This window comes from Moellerella wisconsensis (genome assembly GCF_022592395.1).
GTDB lineage: Bacteria > Pseudomonadota > Gammaproteobacteria > Enterobacterales > Enterobacteriaceae > Moellerella > Moellerella wisconsensis.
The window spans coordinates 2,513,727-2,531,081 of the sequence record NZ_CP093242.1 but is presented as its reverse complement, the minus strand read 5'-3'; the positions used below and the strand labels follow the sequence as shown (position 1 = coordinate 2,531,081).

At 40.9% G+C, this 17,355-nt stretch carries 12 protein-coding genes; 10 read left to right on the top strand and 2 right to left on the bottom strand.

The window, feature by feature from the left end; genetic code table 11:
- Positions 1-156 precede the first annotated feature (156 nt).
- The 8 genes from aceE (at position 157) to MNY66_RS11105 (ending at position 12,922) form a co-directional block, all read left to right on the top strand.
- On the top strand, positions 157-2,823 hold the full coding sequence (gene aceE, locus MNY66_RS11140; RefSeq protein WP_047255301.1) for a pyruvate dehydrogenase (acetyl-transferring), homodimeric type: 2,667 nt from the start codon (positions 157-159) through the stop codon (positions 2,821-2,823).
- Between the two features lie 13 nt (positions 2,824-2,836).
- The gene (aceF, locus tag MNY66_RS11135; RefSeq protein WP_047255300.1) at positions 2,837-4,708 is read left to right on the top strand and encodes a pyruvate dehydrogenase complex dihydrolipoyllysine-residue acetyltransferase; all 1,872 of its coding nucleotides are present in this window, start codon (positions 2,837-2,839) and stop codon (positions 4,706-4,708) included.
- 205 nt (positions 4,709-4,913) lie between these two features.
- Positions 4,914-6,341: a dihydrolipoyl dehydrogenase gene (gene lpdA, locus MNY66_RS11130; protein ID WP_047255299.1), complete on the top strand. Its 1,428-nt coding sequence runs from the start codon at positions 4,914-4,916 to the stop codon at positions 6,339-6,341.
- A gap of 575 nt (positions 6,342-6,916) precedes the next feature.
- Positions 6,917-9,514 (top strand): bifunctional aconitate hydratase 2/2-methylisocitrate dehydratase, encoded by a 2,598-nt coding sequence (gene acnB, locus MNY66_RS11125; protein ID WP_047255298.1) that lies wholly within the window; start codon positions 6,917-6,919, stop codon positions 9,512-9,514.
- A 334-nt stretch (positions 9,515-9,848) separates the two neighbouring features.
- Positions 9,849-10,235 (top strand): YacL family protein, encoded by a 387-nt coding sequence (locus MNY66_RS11120; protein WP_047255297.1) that lies wholly within the window; start codon positions 9,849-9,851, stop codon positions 10,233-10,235.
- 97 nt (positions 10,236-10,332) lie between these two features.
- Positions 10,333-11,211, top strand: coding sequence for a small-conductance mechanosensitive channel MscS (gene mscS, locus MNY66_RS11115; protein ID WP_047255296.1), 879 nt, complete (start codon positions 10,333-10,335; stop codon positions 11,209-11,211).
- Between the two features lie 154 nt (positions 11,212-11,365).
- A complete protein-coding gene (argO, locus tag MNY66_RS11110) occupies positions 11,366-11,983 on the top strand; it encodes an arginine exporter ArgO (RefSeq protein ID WP_047255295.1) in 618 nt (205 codons plus the stop codon).
- A 204-nt stretch (positions 11,984-12,187) separates the two neighbouring features.
- Positions 12,188-12,922 (top strand): oxidative stress defense protein, encoded by a 735-nt coding sequence (locus tag MNY66_RS11105; RefSeq protein WP_047255294.1) that lies wholly within the window; start codon positions 12,188-12,190, stop codon positions 12,920-12,922.
- Here the strand turns inward: MNY66_RS11105 and MNY66_RS11100 are convergent.
- Positions 12,919-13,833, bottom strand: coding sequence for a LysR family transcriptional regulator ArgP (locus MNY66_RS11100; RefSeq protein WP_047255293.1), 915 nt, complete (start codon positions 13,831-13,833; stop codon positions 12,919-12,921). The genes MNY66_RS11105 and MNY66_RS11100 overlap by 4 nt on opposite strands.
- A 251-nt stretch (positions 13,834-14,084) precedes the next feature.
- On the opposite strand from MNY66_RS11100, the gene rpiA reads away from it, so the two are divergent.
- Complete coding sequence (rpiA, locus tag MNY66_RS11095; protein ID WP_047255292.1) at positions 14,085-14,744, top strand: ribose-5-phosphate isomerase RpiA; 660 nt, start codon at positions 14,085-14,087, stop codon at positions 14,742-14,744.
- 403 nt (positions 14,745-15,147) lie between these two features.
- Positions 15,148-16,398: a phosphoglycerate dehydrogenase gene (gene serA, locus MNY66_RS11090; RefSeq protein ID WP_047255291.1), complete on the top strand. Its 1,251-nt coding sequence runs from the start codon at positions 15,148-15,150 to the stop codon at positions 16,396-16,398.
- 176 nt (positions 16,399-16,574) lie between these two features.
- On the opposite strand, the gene MNY66_RS11085 is transcribed toward serA, so the two are convergent.
- Positions 16,575-17,165 carry a 5-formyltetrahydrofolate cyclo-ligase gene (locus MNY66_RS11085; RefSeq protein ID WP_047255290.1) on the bottom strand — a complete coding sequence of 197 codons (591 nt, stop codon included), beginning with the start codon at positions 17,163-17,165 and terminating at the stop codon, positions 16,575-16,577.
- Between the last annotated feature and the right edge of the window lie 190 nt (positions 17,166-17,355).

The following is a 17,355-nucleotide window of genomic DNA, read 5'->3' as shown; positions in this document are numbered from 1 at the left end:
ATCCTGGCTGCTGCGTCTGCATTACTGCTACTGCTCATTAGAGCATAAGCAGCAACAAAACAGCAGGGCCTATCTTCTCGTGTTTTATATTGTAGAGAACCACGAGAAGATAGGCTCCATTAAACATTAAAACAAATAACAGATAAGGAATACACCATGTCAGATATGTTGAAAAATGACGTGGATCCGATCGAAACTCGCGACTGGTTACAGGCGATCGAATCGGTTATCCGTGAAGAAGGTGTTGAGCGCGCACAGTATATTATTGATAAAGTGTTGAATGAAGCTCGCAAAGGCGGTGTTAGTGTTGCCGCTGGCTCTGTTGGTAGTCGTGACTATATCAACACAATTCCTGTCGAAGATGAGCCTGCGTATCCAGGTGACATGGATTTAGAGCGTCGTATCCGTTCTGCTATTCGTTGGAATGCGGTAATGACAGTTCTGCGTGCGTCTAAAAAAGATTTGGAACTGGGTGGCCATATGGCATCGTTCCAGTCTTCAGCAACGCTGTATGATGTATGTTTCAACCACTTCTTCCGTGCACACAATGAAACTGATGGCGGCGATTTAGTGTTCTTCCAAGGACATATCTCCCCAGGGATTTATGCACGTGCATTCCTTGAAGGTCGTTTGACTGAAGGCCAAATGAATAATTTCCGTCAAGAAATTGGCGGTGAAGGTTTGTCTTCTTATCCTCACCCTAAATTAATGCCTGAGTTCTGGCAGTTCCCGACAGTATCTATGGGCTTAGGTCCACTAAATGCTATCTATCAGGCTAAGTTCTTGAAATATCTGAATCATCGTGGCCTGAAAAATACCACAGCACAAACTGTTTATGCTTTCCTTGGTGATGGCGAAATGGATGAGCCAGAATCAAAAGGTGCGATCACTATCGCAACTCGAGAAAAACTGGACAACTTGGTCTTTGTGGTTAACTGTAATTTACAGCGCCTTGATGGCCCAGTAACAGGTAACGGTAAAATTGTTAATGAGCTAGAAGGTATCTTTAGCGGTGCTGGCTGGCAAGTTCTTAAAGTTCTTTGGGGCGATCGTTGGGACGAATTACTGCGTAAAGATACCAGCGGTAAATTGATCCAATTAATGAACGAAACCCTGGATGGCGATTATCAGACATTCAAGTCTAAGAATGGCGCGTATGTTCGCGAACATTTCTTTAATCGTTACCCAGAAACTGCAGCATTAGTTAAAGATATGACTGATGATGAAATTTGGGCGTTGAACCGTGGTGGTCACGATCCGAAGAAAGTTTATGCAGCGTTCAAAAAAGCACAAGAGACAACAGGTAAACCAACTGTAATTCTTGCTCAAACCGTTAAAGGCTATGGTATGGGTGATACAGCAGAAGGTAAAAACATTGCTCACCAAGTGAAGAAAATGAACATGGAAGGTGTTTCTCAATTCCGTGATCGTTTCAATGTTCCTGTTTCTGATGATCAACTTGAAAAACTGCCATTGATTAGCTTTGATAAAGATTCTGCAGAATACAAGTATCTGCATGAGCGTCGTCAAGCATTAGGCGGTTATCTACCAGCTCGTCGTACACATTTTGATGAAAAATTAGATATTCCTGCGCTGTCAGATTTCAGTCAATTACTGGAAGAACAGTCTAAAGAGATTTCAACTACTATCGCTTTCGTTCGTGCATTGAACGTTATGCTGAAAAACAAATCTATTAAAGACCGTTTAGTCCCAATTATTGCTGATGAAGCACGTACTTTTGGTATGGAAGGTCTGTTCCGTCAAATCGGAATTTACAGCCCGAATGGTCAGCAATACACTCCACAAGACCGCGAACAAGTCGCTTATTATAAAGAAGACGAAAAAGGTCAGATTTTACAGGAAGGTATTAACGAACTGGGCGCAGGTTCATCTTGGTTAGCGGCTGCAACTTCTTACAGCACCAATAACTTGCCGATGATCCCATTCTATATTTACTACTCAATGTTTGGCTTCCAACGTATTGGCGACTTACTGTGGGCAGCAGGCGACCAACAAGCGCGCGGCTTCCTGATCGGTGGTACTTCAGGACGTACGACGCTGAATGGCGAAGGTTTACAGCATGAAGATGGTCATAGCCATATTCAATCACTGACTATTCCTAACTGTATTTCTTATGACCCAGCCTATGCTTATGAAGTTGCGGTTATTATGCACGACGGTTTAGAGCGCATGTACGGTGACAAACAGGAAAACGTGTATTACTACATCACGACTCTGAATGAAAACTACCATATGCCTGCGATGCCAGAAGGTGTTGAAGAAGGTATCCGTAAAGGTATTTACAAACTGCAATCTATCGACGGCGCGAAAGGTAAAGTTCAGCTGTTAGGTTCTGGTTCAATGATGCGTCATGTCCGTGAAGCCGCTGAAGTTCTGTCAAGCGAATACGGCATTGGTTCTGATGTTTACAGCGTAACTTCATTTACTGAACTTGCTCGTGATGGTCAGGATTGTGAACGTTGGAATATGCTGCATCCATCTGAGCAACCACGCGTTCCATACGTTGCACAAGTAATGAATGATGCGCCAGCTGTTGCATCTACTGACTATATGAAATTGTTTGCTGAACAAATTCGTACTTTCGTACCAGCAAGTGATTATCGTGTATTAGGAACTGATGGTTTTGGTCGTTCTGATAGCCGTGAAAATTTACGTCATCATTTCGAAGTCGATACTTCATATGTGATTGTTGCGGCACTGGGCGAACTGGCCAAACGTGGTGAAGTTGATGTTAAAGTCGTTGAAGACGCGATTAAAAAATACAACATCAACCCTGAAAAAGTTAACCCACGTCTGGCATAAGAGGTAATTATTAATGTCTATTGAAATTAAAGTACCAGATATCGGTGCTGATGCAGTTGAAGTCACCGAAATTATGGTCAAAGTTGGTGATAAAGTAGAAGTTGAACAATCACTGATTACTGTTGAAGGTGATAAAGCTTCTATGGAAGTCCCATCGCCAGAAGCGGGTGTGGTTAAAGAAATCAAAATTGCCGTTGGTGATACTGTAGAAACTGGCAAATTGATCATGATTTTTGAATCTGCAGCGGGCGCAGCTGAAGCGGTACCTGTCGCACAACCTGCTACTGCATCAGCAGCACCGGCTGCCGCAGAATTAAAACAAGTTGAAGTCCCTGATATCGGTGATGATGAAGTTGAAGTCACTGAAATTATGGTGAAAGTAGGCGATGTTATTTCTGAAGAGCAATCATTAATTACTGTTGAAGGCGATAAAGCTTCAATGGAAGTCCCTGCACCATTCGCAGGTACAGTTAAAGAAATTAAAATTGCTGCTGGCGATAAAGTTAAAACCGGTTCACTGATTATGGTGTTTGAGGTTGCTGGTTCTGGCTCTGCGCCAGAAGCACAAGCTCCAGCCCCTGCTGCTTCAGTGGCACCTGCAGCATCAGCTGTTAAAGATGTAAATGTTCCTGATATCGGTGATGATGAAGTTGAAGTCACTGAAATCATGGTTAAAGTTGGCGATAAAGTTGAAGCTGAACAGTCAATTATCACTGTTGAAGGTGATAAAGCTTCAATGGAAGTGCCTGCGCCATTTGCTGGAACAGTTAAAGAAATTAAAATTGCTGCTGGCGATAAAGTTAAAACCGGTTCTTTGATTATGAGCTTTGAAGTTGTCGGTGCGGCACCTGCGCCATCAGCACCAGCAGCACAAGCTCCAGCTGCGTCGGCACCTGCCGCAGCTGCACCATCAGCACCCGCGAAAGCTGCTGATGGTAAAAATGAATTTGTTGAAAATGATGCTTATGTTCATGCAACACCGGTTATTCGCCGTTTAGCGCGTGAATTTGGTGTTAACTTGGCAAAAGTTAAAGGTACTGGGCGTAAAGGCCGTATTCTGCGCGAAGATATCCAAACTTACGTTAAGGATGCAGTTAAACGCGCGGAAGCAGCACCAGCGGCAGCTACTGGTGGCGGTATTCCGGGTATGTTGCCTTGGCCAAAAATCGACTACAGCAAATTTGGTGAAGTCGAAGAAGTTGAATTAGGCCGTATTCAGAAAATATCTGGCGCAAACCTCAGCCGTAACTGGATGATGATCCCTCACGTTACGCTGATGGAAGATGCTGATATTACTGAAGTTGAAGCATTCCGTAAGCAGCAAAATAAAGAAGCAGAGAAAAAACAACTGGGCGTGAAAATCACTCCATTGGTCTTTGTTATGAAAGCCGTTGCTCGTGCATTAGAAGAAATGCCACGTTTCAATAGCTCAATTTCTGAAGATGCTCAGCGTTTGTTCCTGAAAAAATATATCAACGTCGGGATTGCAGTTGATACTCCGAACGGTTTAGTTGTTCCTGTCTTTAAAGATGTGAACAAAAAAGGTATCGTTGAGCTGTCTCGCGAATTGATGGAAATCTCGAAAAAAGCGCGTGCAGGTAAGCTGACAGCTGCTGATATGCAAGGTGGATGTTTCACTATCTCTAGCCTTGGTGGTATCGGTACAACCGGATTTGCACCAATTGTTAATGCACCAGAAGTGGCAATTATGGGTCTGTCGCGTTCAGCGATGAAACCTGTATGGAATGGCAACGAGTTTGTTCCTCGTCTGACATTGCCAATGTCTCTCTCTTTTGATCACCGTGTGATTGATGGCGCCGATGGTGCTCGTTTTATCACTCGCGTTGGTGAATTGATGAGTGATATTCGTCGACTGGTCATGTAATTAATTAGGCCGGCTGATATGCCGGCCTACTTTATTTAGCATGTGGCAGAATTTTTTTCTGTTTGTCCAACAGGTTGAGAGTTCCGTCACGTAATGATCCTTTTCAGGGTGTTAACAATTCTGTAAACTGCTTACAGTATGTACGTCTCGGTGGAATAACTCGATTTTTTGTCTGACCCGCCGGACAAAACAATAAGAGGTCATGATGAGTACTGAAATTAAAGCCCAAGTCGTGGTACTTGGTGCAGGTCCAGCAGGATATTCTGCGGCATTCCGTTGTGCTGACTTAGGTCTAGAAACTGTTTTAATTGAACGCTATTCTACCTTGGGTGGTGTTTGTCTGAATGTTGGTTGTATCCCTTCTAAAGCGTTGTTGCATGTTGCTAAAGTAATTGAAGAAGCTAAAGCATTAGCTGAGCACGGTATCGTTTTTGGCGAGCCTAAAACCGATATTGATAAAGTTCGCCTGTGGAAAGATAAAGTTATAACTCAGTTAACGGGCGGTTTAGCTGGTATGGCGAAAGGCCGTAAAGTGACCGTTGTTAATGGTACGGGTAAATTTACTGGTGCTAATACGCTGGTAGTTGACGGTGAAAATGGTTCAACAACGATTAACTTTGATAACGCCATCATCGCCGCCGGTTCTCGTCCTATTCAATTACCATTTATTCCTCATGAAGACCCACGCGTTTGGGATTCTACAGATGCACTGAAACTGAAAGAAGTTCCTGAGCGTCTGTTAGTTATGGGCGGTGGTATCATTGGTCTAGAAATGGGTACGGTTTACCATGCCCTGGGTTCTCAGATTGATGTTGTTGAAATGTTTGATCAAGTGATCCCTGCAGCGGATAAAGACGTTGTTAAAGTTTTCACTAAACAAATTAGCAAAAAATTCAATCTGATGCTGGAAACCAAAGTTACTGCGGTTGAGGCAAAAGAAGACGGTATTTATGTCACGATGGAAGGCAAAAAAGCGCCAGCAGAACCTCAGCGTTATGATGCTGTTCTGGTTGCTATCGGTCGTGTACCAAATGGTAAAGGTTTGGATGCAGGTAAAGCGGGCGTTGAAGTTGACGATCGTGGCTTTATCCATGTTGATAAACAAATGCGTACTAATGTACCGCACATTTTTGCGATTGGCGATATCGTTGGTCAGCCAATGTTAGCTCATAAAGGTGTGCATGAAGGCCATGTTGCAGCAGAAGTTATCTCTGGTCTGAAACATTACTTTGATCCAAAAGTTATTCCTTCTATTGCTTACACTGAACCTGAAGTCGCATGGGTAGGTTTGACTGAGAAAGAAGCTAAAGAGAAAAATATCAGTTACGAAGTAGCCTCTTTCCCATGGGCAGCTTCAGGCCGTGCAATTGCTTCTGATTGTTCAGAAGGGATGACTAAGCTGATTTTTGATAAGCAATCAAACCGTATTATTGGTGGGGCTATCGTGGGTGTTAACGGTGGTGAATTACTGGGTGAAATTGGTCTTGCAATCGAAATGGGTTGTGATGCTGAAGATATCGCTCTGACTATTCATGCTCACCCAACGTTGTATGAATCAATTGGTATGGCTGCAGAAATCTTTGAAGGCAGCATCACTGACCTACCAAATGCTAAAGCGAAGAAAAAGAAATAATATTAATTTCTTTTGAATGCTAAAAATTTCAAATGGCTTCTGGAAACAGAGGCCATTTTTTTTCGCCCTAAAATTTAAAACTTAGTGATTTTCTTGATAGCTCACTTACATGCTAATTAATTAATCTGAATTCGGGATAAATAAAATAATATGGGTTTTATTTTATTTATGTTCAAAATATGTGCCTCAATACAATTTATTGGGAATAACCTCTTAATTGTTAGATGAACTGTGATGAAGCTGAAAGAAATCGATGATAGTTGATGATTAAAGCCAATAAATAGACTATAAAAAGTAGGGTTTTACGATTTTCTTTCACCCATAAATAGTGTTTTGAACTGAAAAGTCGGTCTAAAAGATAGGTAAAGTTTAAAATTAGTCATTCAATGTTGCTTTCTTGTGAAAAATTTAACATTGGGGTTAAACTTTGCTATGCTGAAAGCCCGTAGCTGGGCATAATTTTATTACTACTGAGATTATGCGAGCAAATTCCTCTGACCTGGCACTAACTTTGAATAAATAAAGAAGGTGCAGACAGCCGGGTATATAAATTAAAACGAAGCGAGGAGATAGTCGTGCTAAAAGAATACCGTGAGCACGTAGCCGAACGTGCAGCTCAAGGGATTGTCCCTACACCTTTAAATGCCGCACAAGTTGCAGAGCTGGTTGAGTTACTGAAAAATCCACCGCAAGGTGAAGAAGAGTTTCTGTTAGATCTGTTAATAAACCGCGTTCCCCCTGGCGTAGACGAAGCCGCATATGTTAAAGCGGGCTTTTTGGCTGCACTTGCGAAAGGCGAGGCTTCTTCTCCATTAATTACTCCCGAAAAAGCGATTGAACTGCTCGGAACTATGCAGGGCGGTTATAATATTCATGCATTAGTCGAAGCGCTGGATAATGAAAAATTAGCGCCTATCGCTGCAAAAGCACTTTCCCACACGCTGTTAATGTTCGATAGCTTCTATGATGTTGAAGAGAAAGCGAAAGCGGGAAATGCATACGCTAAACAAATTATGGAATCATGGGCGAATGCCGAATGGTTCTTATCACGCCCAGAATTAGCTGAAAAACTGACTGTTACCGTATTTAAAGTGACCGGTGAGACTAATACAGACGATCTTTCTCCGGCACCAGATGCTTGGTCGCGTCCTGATATTCCTTTGCATGCGTTAGCTATGTTGAAAAATCCACGTGAAGGTATTGAGCCTGATGAAGTGGGTGCCGTGGGGCCAATTAAACAAATTAACGCGTTAGCTGAAAAAGGTTTCCCACTGGCTTATGTGGGCGACGTTGTGGGTACGGGGTCTTCACGTAAATCAGCGACTAACTCTGTATTGTGGTTTATGGGGGATGATATCCCTTATGTACCTAATAAACGTGGTGGTGGTGTGGTTTTAGGCAGCAAAATTGCGCCTATATTCTTCAATACTATGGAAGATGCCGGTGCCTTACCAATCGAAGCGGATGTTTCTGCGCTGAATATGGGTGATATTATTGATATTTATCCATTTAAAGGCGAAATTCGCGATCACGAAACTAACCAATTATTATCAACATTTGAGTTAAAAACAGATGTATTGATTGATGAAGTTCGTGCCGGTGGACGTATCCCGCTGATCGTCGGTCGTGGATTAACCACTAAAGCGCGTGAATCATTAGGGCTTCCTCCTTCGGATATTTTCCGCCATGCAAGAGCCGTTGCACAAAGTGATAAAGGCTTCTCTTTAGCTCAAAAAATGGTAGGGCGAGCATGTGGTCGCACAGGGATCCGTCCTGGCGAATATTGCGAACCTAAGATGACATCTGTCGGTTCACAAGATACTACTGGGCCAATGACGAGAGATGAGTTGAAAGATTTGGCATGTTTAGGATTCTCGGCTGATTTAGTTATGCAGTCGTTCTGCCATACTGCAGCGTATCCTAAACCTGTAGATGTCACGACACATCATACATTGCCTGATTTTATTATGAATCGTGGAGGGGTTTCGCTGCGTCCAGGCGACGGGATTATCCATTCATGGTTAAACCGTATGCTGCTGCCAGATACTGTCGGTACCGGTGGAGACTCTCATACTCGTTTCCCTATCGGTATTTCATTCCCTGCCGGTTCTGGATTAGTCGCATTTGCCGCCGCTACAGGCGTAATGCCATTAGACATGCCGGAATCGGTATTAGTGCGCTTTAAAGGGCAAATGCAGCCGGGAATTACACTACGTGATTTAGTGCATGCAATTCCATTATATGGCATCAAGCAAGGATTATTGACAGTAGAGAAAAAAGGTAAGAAAAATATTTTCTCTGGTCGAATTCTTGAAATTGAAGGTTTGCCGGAATTAAAAGTAGAGCAAGCTTTTGAACTTGCTGATGCTTCAGCTGAACGTTCTGCTGCCGGTTGTACTATTAAGTTAGATCAAGCGCCAATTATTGAATATCTACAATCTAATATAGTGTTACTCAAATGGATGATCTCGGAAGGTTATGGTGATCGCCGTACGTTAGAACGCCGTATTATCGGTATGGAAAATTGGTTAGCCGATCCTCAGTTATTAGAAGCCGATTCTGATGCAGAATATGCAGCAGTGATTGAGATAGATCTTAATGATATCAAAGAGCCTATTTTATGCGCGCCTAATGATCCTGATGATGCTCGCTTATTATCCGATGTGGCGAATACAAAAATTGATGAAGTGTTTATCGGTTCTTGCATGACTAATATTGGTCATTTCCGTGCTGCAGGGAAATTGTTGGATCAACATAAAGGGCAGTTACCGACTCGTTTATGGGTTGCCCCGCCGACTAAAATGGATGCAGCACAACTAACTGAAGAAGGCTATTACAGCATCTTTGGTAAAAGTGGTGCGCGTATTGAAATCCCTGGCTGTTCACTCTGTATGGGAAATCAGGCACGAGTTGCAGATGGTGCAACGGTTGTTTCTACCTCGACGCGTAACTTCCCTAATCGTTTAGGAACTGGAGCAAATGTATATTTAGCTTCTGCGGAACTTGCTGCGGTAGCATCATTATTGGGTCGTTTACCAACATCAGAAGAGTATCTGAAATTTATGGATAAAGTTGATGAAACGGCACAAGATACCTATCGTTATCTTAACTTTGATCAATTGCAGCAATATACTGACAAAGCGGATAAAGTGATTTTCCAAACTAGCGTATAAATTTACTCTGGAAGATTGAGTTCATTTATACAGCAATACCGCTCATTTTTAATGCGCGGTATTTTTTTTGCTGATGAATAGTGAGATAAATAAACTCTCTGGATTATTGCTGATGCTTCCGTTTTAGCGTGAGAATTTGAGATATACTATTTTGTAAAGGTAATAGTTTTATAGCCCGTTAAGCGAATGGGTGAAAATAAACCGGGCAGTGAATGATAAAGTTATGTTATAACGCCGACAAAATTTCGCCCCGTTCGATAGACTGTGAATATCGAGTATGTAGCGAATATTTTCACGCTATACAGCAGGCTCAACGCTAATAAAGGGGAATTACATGGATTATGAATTTTTTCAGGATCTCACCGGGGTGATATCAGCAAAATTTTCCATGGATCATGAGGCTATTGGTTATTGGCTAAATGAAGAAGTGAAAGGCGATCTATCTATCATTGAGCAGATAAATAATGCATTTTCAGAGATTAAAGGTAGCAATAAACAGTGGCAGAAGATTGGGCATGAATATACTTTGCTAATGGATGATGAAGAAATCATGATCCGAGCAAATCAATTGGTTTTTGAGACCGATGATTTGGAAGAAGGTATGAGCTATTACGATAATGAAAGTGTTGCTTTTTGCGGTATTGAAGATTTTCAGCTTATGCTCAGTGATTACAGTCAGTTTGTCCTCGCTAATACTGGTAGTTTTGCATATGTAAAATGAAGTTTAATTTGTCAATTTAATCAAAAAACAGCTATCCTTTGATCAGTAACAAGAAGTATATAATATTTAAACCATGATTTTCTAAGGTGATTAATTAATGAATAGTAATGATGTAACAGGTGCTCTCAATGAAGCGACGGGTTGGTTTGCTGATAATCAGGAGTTGCTTTTACAATATGTGGTAAATATTGTTTCTGCTTTTGTCATCCTAATTATCGGTTTAATCATCTCAAAATGGGTTGGTCGAGGAATTCAGCGCGTAATGACATTACGTGGCATCGATAAGACGGTTAGTGATTTCTTATCTGCTATTGTTCGTTATGCTATCGTTGCATTCACTCTAATTGCTGTTTTAGGTAAAATTGGCGTACAAACGGCGTCAGTGATTGCGGTGATTGGTGCGGCCGGTTTAGCTGTAGGTTTAGCGCTGCAAAATTCACTGGGTAACTTTGCTGCGGGTGTACTGTTGGTGGTATTCAGACCTATTCGTGCTGGCGAATATATTATTGCGGGTTCCGTCGAAGGTACTGTGCAATACGTACAAATATTCTCGACAACTTTAAAATCAGCCGATGACCGTATTATTGTTATTCCTAATGGTAAAATGCTCAACGATAATATTATCAATACCAGTCGTGAGCCAAATCGTCGTACTCAAATGATTATTGGTGTTGCCTATGATTCTGATATCGATGAAGTAAAAAAAGTACTGGGCGATATCGTTGCGGCAGATAATCGAGTATTACATAATTTAGGTGTAACCATTCGTTTAAATGAAATGAGCCCGTCTTCATTGGATTATGTGGTTCGTTATTGGTCATCAAATGCAGATGCCTTGCCTATTTATTGGGATTTAATGGAAAACTTTAAACGTGCGTTAGACAAGCACGGTATTGGGATCCCATTCCCTCAAATGGATGTTTACTTACATCAACAAGCACAAGCTGCAGCAAAAAAACAGCCTTCAGATGCTTAATAAATAAATTTAAAATCTCAACCGATGTCCTACGGATGTCGGTTTTTTTTAGTATCTATATAAGTAAATCTAATGAGATATTAGAATTATTAACTTCATCTAATATTAATTTATCCTTAATATCAGCTCGAGAAAACTATATTTGGGGATAAAAATGCTAACTATATATTTACAGGGATTATTTCTTGGTGCGGCCATGATATTGCCATTAGGACCACAAAATGCTTTTATTTTACAACAAGGTAGCCGTCGTCAATTTCATTTAATGAGTGCCGCATTATGTTCGTTGAGTGATATGATTTTAATTGCTGTTGGGGTCTTTGGTGGCAGTGCTTTATTAAATCAGTCTGATTTATTGATGACATTTATTACTTGGGGTGGGGTAGTCTTTCTTGCATGGTATGGATTTTGCGCAGCTCGAGCTGCATTATCAAATAATTTCACTGTAGTGCAAGCGGAGATAGCTCCGACTAGTCGTCAACGGGTGATCTTCATTTTACTGGCAGTCACTTGGCTTAATCCCCATGTTTATTTGGATACTTTAATTATTTTAGGCAGCATAGGTGGCCAGCTTGAGTATACACAGCGCTCTTGGTTTACTTTTGGCGCATTAACGGCATCATTAGTTTGGTTTTTTGGGCTATCAATGTTAGCAGCTGGATTATCTCCTCTGCTTAGTCGGCCTATCTCACAGCGTATTATTAATATTTTTGTGGCAAGCGTCATGTGGTTGATTGCATTTAAGTTAGCAATACAGGGTATTCAGCACTGAAAATTTCTTATTAATCTGAGATTATCTTTACATTTAGTATGTTAATGTAATTAACGCTATTTATTATTTACATATTCTATCAAATACTGTCGTTATCCGATTTTTAGTGGCTTTCATTCTTATTTATATCAATATTCGCTGAGAGTATGAGTAATCGGACACACAGTAAAAAGTTATCCTAACTAATGTAATTCAGGAGATGCTGTGAAATTGAAATCACTCGCTGTTGCGGCCATGATTGCTGGTCTATCAATGCCTCTGCTTACTCAGGCTAATGCGTTACCTGAAGGGCCTCATATTACTACTTCGGGTAACTCGATTATTAAGGCGGAGCCAGATATGGCGACGTTGAATATTAATGTTGAGGTTTCAAACAAAGATGCCTCGAAGGCAAAAAGTGCGGTAGATAAACGTGTAGCTGAATATTTTGAGTTTCTTCAACAGAATGGCATAGAAAAACAAGATATCGATGCTGCTAATGTACGTACTCAGCCAAAATATGAATACAATAAAGATACCCAGAAATCATCAATTGTAGGTTATACCGCAGTACGTTCGGTTGAAGTTAAAGTTAAAAAACTGGATCAGCTGAATACATTATTAGACGGTGCACTTAAAGCCGGCTTGAATGAAATTAATTCTGTACAGTTTGGCGTAAGTAATCCACAGCAATATCGTGAGCAAGCACGTGAACAAGCAATAAAAAATGCAATCGAACAGGCAAATGCTTTAGCTAGTGGCTTTAAAGTGCAGTTAGGCCCGGTATACAGTATTAGTTACCGAGCCCCAGATGCTGCCCCTTATCCAATGCCTCGGGTTAATTACAGCATGAAAATGGCTGGAGCTCCGGTAACTCAAGCTGATGTTGATGAAACGTACCAGCAGCAGAGTATCGATTTTAACGATCAGGTCGATGTTATTTTTGAACTGAAGCGCTAAGCCTCAGCTGTTTGATCTAACTCTTGTTTTAGCATATGGCGTCCTGTTTTTAGCAGGGCGTCAGTAACATTCTGCATAGTCCGACTTTCTGGTGCAAAACGGTGCCAATAAAGCATCCGTCGTTGATATAACCCCGGCGTTAAATCGATTAATTCGCCCGAATCTAATTCTTTGGCAATTTGTAAATGCGGGATCATACAGCAGGTCGATCCCTGTTTAGCTAATTGGACAAAGGCCTCAGAAGAATTAACGATATGGCAAGGAACACTGCCCGGTGATAATCCAAAGTTTTGTTGCAAAAAAGCCTGATGCATATCATCAAGATGATCGAAAGCAACCGCAGGGGCTTTTAATAACGCTGTACGGGTGACACCGCCCGGAAAGTAACGCTGAGCAAACTGAGGTGAAGCTACAAACAGATAATCTAAAGCCCCAAGTTTGTCGACTAAACAGCCTGGTAAGGGTTGTGGCTGAATACTTATCGCGCCAACCACTTCACCACGGCGTAATCTTTCTTGCGTCCGTGTTTCATCTTCAACTTGAATATTCAAGCGTATGGGGCTATTGATTAACACCGGATTTAATGCCGGTAATAACCAAGTTGCGAGGCTATCAGCATTCACAGCTAAAGAAAGCAATAACGGAGTAGAACCGCCATTTTCATCGCCAAGCCATTGTTCTTCAAGTAATTCAACTTGATGTAATAGCGCCAGCAGTTTTTGCCCTTGTTCAGTAGGATGTGGCGGAACGGTTCTTACCAGCAGCGGTTGACCAAATAAATTTTCCAATTGTTTGATCCGTTGTGATACAGCGGATTGCGTGATACACAGCTTTTGGGCAGCCCGTTCAAATCCTCGCTCGCGGATGACTGCATCCAGTGCCTGTAGCGCGCGATAATCAGGACGCTTCATCTCAGAACTCTCCTTTCTATAGTTTGTTTTTATTCTATTTTATTCTGTTGGTACTCTATTTTTACTATGCCATAATTTTCACCAGAACACTTGAAATATTGTTTATACTAATCAGCATAGTTCAAGTCAGTATATTTCAAATTAGTATAGTTAAACGCGATATTAGAATAATTGCTCTATCGAAGTGAAGCCACTTGATGTAGCTTCGACCCTGTTAGATATATCAACTTACCTACACAGAAAGGCTAAATATGACTCAGGATGAATTAAAAAAAGCAGTTGGTTGGGCAGCATTAGAATATGTCAAACCAGGAACAATTGTTGGCGTTGGTACCGGATCAACCGCTGCGCATTTTATTGATGCATTGGCTACGATGAAAGGCCAAATCGAAGGAGCTGTATCAAGCTCTGAGGTCTCCACCCAGAAATTAAAAGCGTTGGGTATTCCTGTTTTTGATTGTAATGAAGTGGATTCATTAGATATTTATGTTGATGGCGCCGATGAAGTTGATCACCATATGAATATGATCAAAGGTGGTGGTGCGGCACTAACTCGCGAGAAAATTGTAGCCGCGATTGCCAAGACATTTATTTGTATTGTCGATCAATCCAAACAAGTGGATGTTTTAGGTAATTTTCCATTACCGGTAGAAGTCATTCCAATGGCACGCAGCTATGTAGCTCGTGAATTAGTTAAACTAGGTGGAATGCCTGAGTATCGTCAGAACGTGGTGACGGATAATGGCAATGTAATCTTGGATGTACATAATCTAGCGATCGTTAATCCGCAGGAATTAGAACAAAAAATCAATCAAATTGCCGGCGTAGTGACTGTCGGATTATTTGCTCATCGAGGTGCGGATATCGTACTTATGGGTACTAGCGAAGGCGTGAAAACAATTAAAGCATAATTTACTATGATGTTTGTATTGCGGTCATTATAAGCTTCAGCGATTGGTATCATAACGCCTAATTTTGATTGGGCGTTTTTTTTTAAACTAACTTTCGGATTATTTTTGAATTTATTGAATACCTATAGTTAACCGATTTATCTATTAAAACCTTATCGTAAAAATATTTTAATTATTTATTAACCCGCTATTTTGGTGATATATATCACATAAATCATTCTGCAATTGTCTAAATCCTGATTTTATCTTATCTAGTTTCATATTATTTCGTATAACTTCTTTTTTACTGTTATTTATCCTACAGAGGAAGCAATCGATTGTATTGATACTATGCTGTTTTTTGTTATGTTGTTTATATCACTCCTGAACGTCACAAATACTTAAGCATGATAGGGTAGGGCAAATGGTCAAGGTATCTTTAGAGAAAGACAAAATAAAATTTTTATTATTAGAAGGTGTACATCAGAGCGCTGTCGATAATCTACGTGCTGCGGGTTACACTAATATCGAATATCATAAAGGTGCATTATCGGAAGAAGAATTAAAAGAAGCGATTAAAGATGCACGCTTTGTAGGGATCCGCTCTCGAACTCATCTTACTGAAGAAATTTTTGCGGTAGCAGAAAAACTGGTTGCAGTGGGTTGTTTCTGTATTGGTACTAACCAAGTTGATTTAAATGCAGCCGCAGTACGCGGTATCCCTGTATTTAATGCGCCTTTCTCCAACACTCGTTCTGTGGCTGAAATGGTATTAGGTCAACTATTACTCTTGATGCGTCGTATTCCTGAAGCCAATATGAAAGCTCATCGTGGTATCTGGGATAAACAAGCTAAAGGATGCTATGAGGCGCGAGGTAAAAAACTGGGGATTATTGGTTACGGGCATATAGGAACGCAACTGAGCATATTAGCAGAAAGTATCGGTATGGATGTCTATTTTTATGATATCGAGAATAAACTGCCATTAGGTAATGCAACTCAAGTCCGTACGCTAGCAGAGCTGCTAAATATGAGCGATGTAGTCACTCTACATGTTCCAGAAACCCCTTCTACTAAAAATATGTTTGCGAAAGAACAATTTGAGTTGATGAAGCCGGGCTCAATTTTGATTAATGCTTCTCGTGGAACCGTGGTTGATATTCCCGCGTTGAGCGAAGCACTAGAAAGCAAACATTTATCCGGTGCAGCAGTGGATGTCTTCCCTAGTGAACCTGCAAGCAACGACAATCCTAATGATCCATTCATTTCTGAATTAATTAAGTTCGATAATGTTATTCTAACGCCGCATATCGGGGGTTCAACCGTCGAAGCACAAGAAAATATCGGCTTAGAAGTTGCGAGTAAATTAGCGAAGTACTCAGATAATGGCTCGACGTTATCTGCAGTCAATTTCCCTGAGGTTTCATTGCCGGTACATGGCGATGATACTAACCGTTTACTGCACATTCATGAAAATCGCCCCGGCATGATGAACAGCATAAACCAAGTGTTTATGGAAAATAATATCAACGTAGTTGGTCAATATCTGCGTACTAGTGGAAATATTGGTTATGTGGTCATTGATATTACAACGCAAGAACCAAAACAAACGGGCGAAACGCTGCTACAGCTTAAACAGTTACCAGGAACAATCCGTGCTCGCTTATTGTTCTAAATTTATTGGTTATTTTTCGCCTTGTCACGGTGTTGACTGCGATAATATGTGATTAGAAATGTAATACGAAAAGTAGTTAACGTTGAATAAAGTCGGCATTGAGGATGAGTTCAGTGCCGGCTTTTTTGTGTGGTTATAAATCGAGTTAACGTTTGGTCTTTTAATGCATTTTTTTATTACCATCGCCAAATCTTTTGAGGGGTAATTATTTCTGGCAGCGGTATATCCCAAGTAGCGGAGGGTAATTTATCCACTTGTTGGCATTGATGTGCTAGCCCAATCGGATAAAATCCCTTTTGCTGCCAACCGGCTAAGATCCGGTCATAAAATCCTCCCCCCATTCCTAGCCGTTGGCCAATAAGATCAAAAGCAACTAACGGGATCAGCATAATATCTAATTGATTGAGCGGTAATACTTGCTGGACATCAAGTGCTGGTTGCTGGATATTAAAGCGATTTTTAATCAGTTGAGTTGTTGGCGTATAGGCTAAAAATAATAAACTGTGTCGATTAAAAGGGTGTAAGACTGGCAAATAAACTTGTTTTCCTCGCTGCCAAAGTTGCTGGATTAACGGCATAGTGTCGATTTCGCCATCAAAAGATAAAAATAACGCGATAGTTTGAGCGGACTGAACTTTGGGATCAGTTAAAACTTGCTGGCTAATATATTGAGCCGCCTGCTGTTGCTGGCTTTTAGTTAATTGCTGGCGTTTTTGCCTTATTTGTTGGCGGATACTTTTTCTGAGTTGAACATCGTTCTCAAGCATAGAATAGAGCCCAGTATGATGAAGGAGCTAGAAAGTTATGATCCTAGTATAGCTGGTAATAGCTGAAGAGAGAAAACTGATAGATGACGATAGGGTAGAGTAATAGCTAAGATATATTTAACGGTGGGTTGGATAGGACAAGTTGAATAGTAGATAAATAAAGCGAAGATTTAACTATTTAATCTACTAG

Coding starts and splice junctions, on each gene's coding strand:
- aceE (WP_047255301.1), top strand. CDS start 157: ATGTCAGATATGTTGAAAAATGACGTGGATCCGATCGAAACTCGCGAC.
- aceF (WP_047255300.1), top strand. CDS start 2,837: ATGTCTATTGAAATTAAAGTACCAGATATCGGTGCTGATGCAGTTGAA.
- lpdA (WP_047255299.1), top strand. CDS start 4,914: ATGAGTACTGAAATTAAAGCCCAAGTCGTGGTACTTGGTGCAGGTCCA.
- MNY66_RS11120 (WP_047255297.1), top strand. CDS start 9,849: ATGGATTATGAATTTTTTCAGGATCTCACCGGGGTGATATCAGCAAAA.
- mscS (WP_047255296.1), top strand. CDS start 10,333: ATGAATAGTAATGATGTAACAGGTGCTCTCAATGAAGCGACGGGTTGG.
- argO (WP_047255295.1), top strand. CDS start 11,366: ATGCTAACTATATATTTACAGGGATTATTTCTTGGTGCGGCCATGATA.
- MNY66_RS11100 (WP_047255293.1), bottom strand. CDS start 13,833: ATGAAGCGTCCTGATTATCGCGCGCTACAGGCACTGGATGCAGTCATC.
- rpiA (WP_047255292.1), top strand. CDS start 14,085: ATGACTCAGGATGAATTAAAAAAAGCAGTTGGTTGGGCAGCATTAGAA.
- serA (WP_047255291.1), top strand. CDS start 15,148: ATGGTCAAGGTATCTTTAGAGAAAGACAAAATAAAATTTTTATTATTA.
- MNY66_RS11085 (WP_047255290.1), bottom strand. CDS start 17,165: ATGCTTGAGAACGATGTTCAACTCAGAAAAAGTATCCGCCAACAAATA.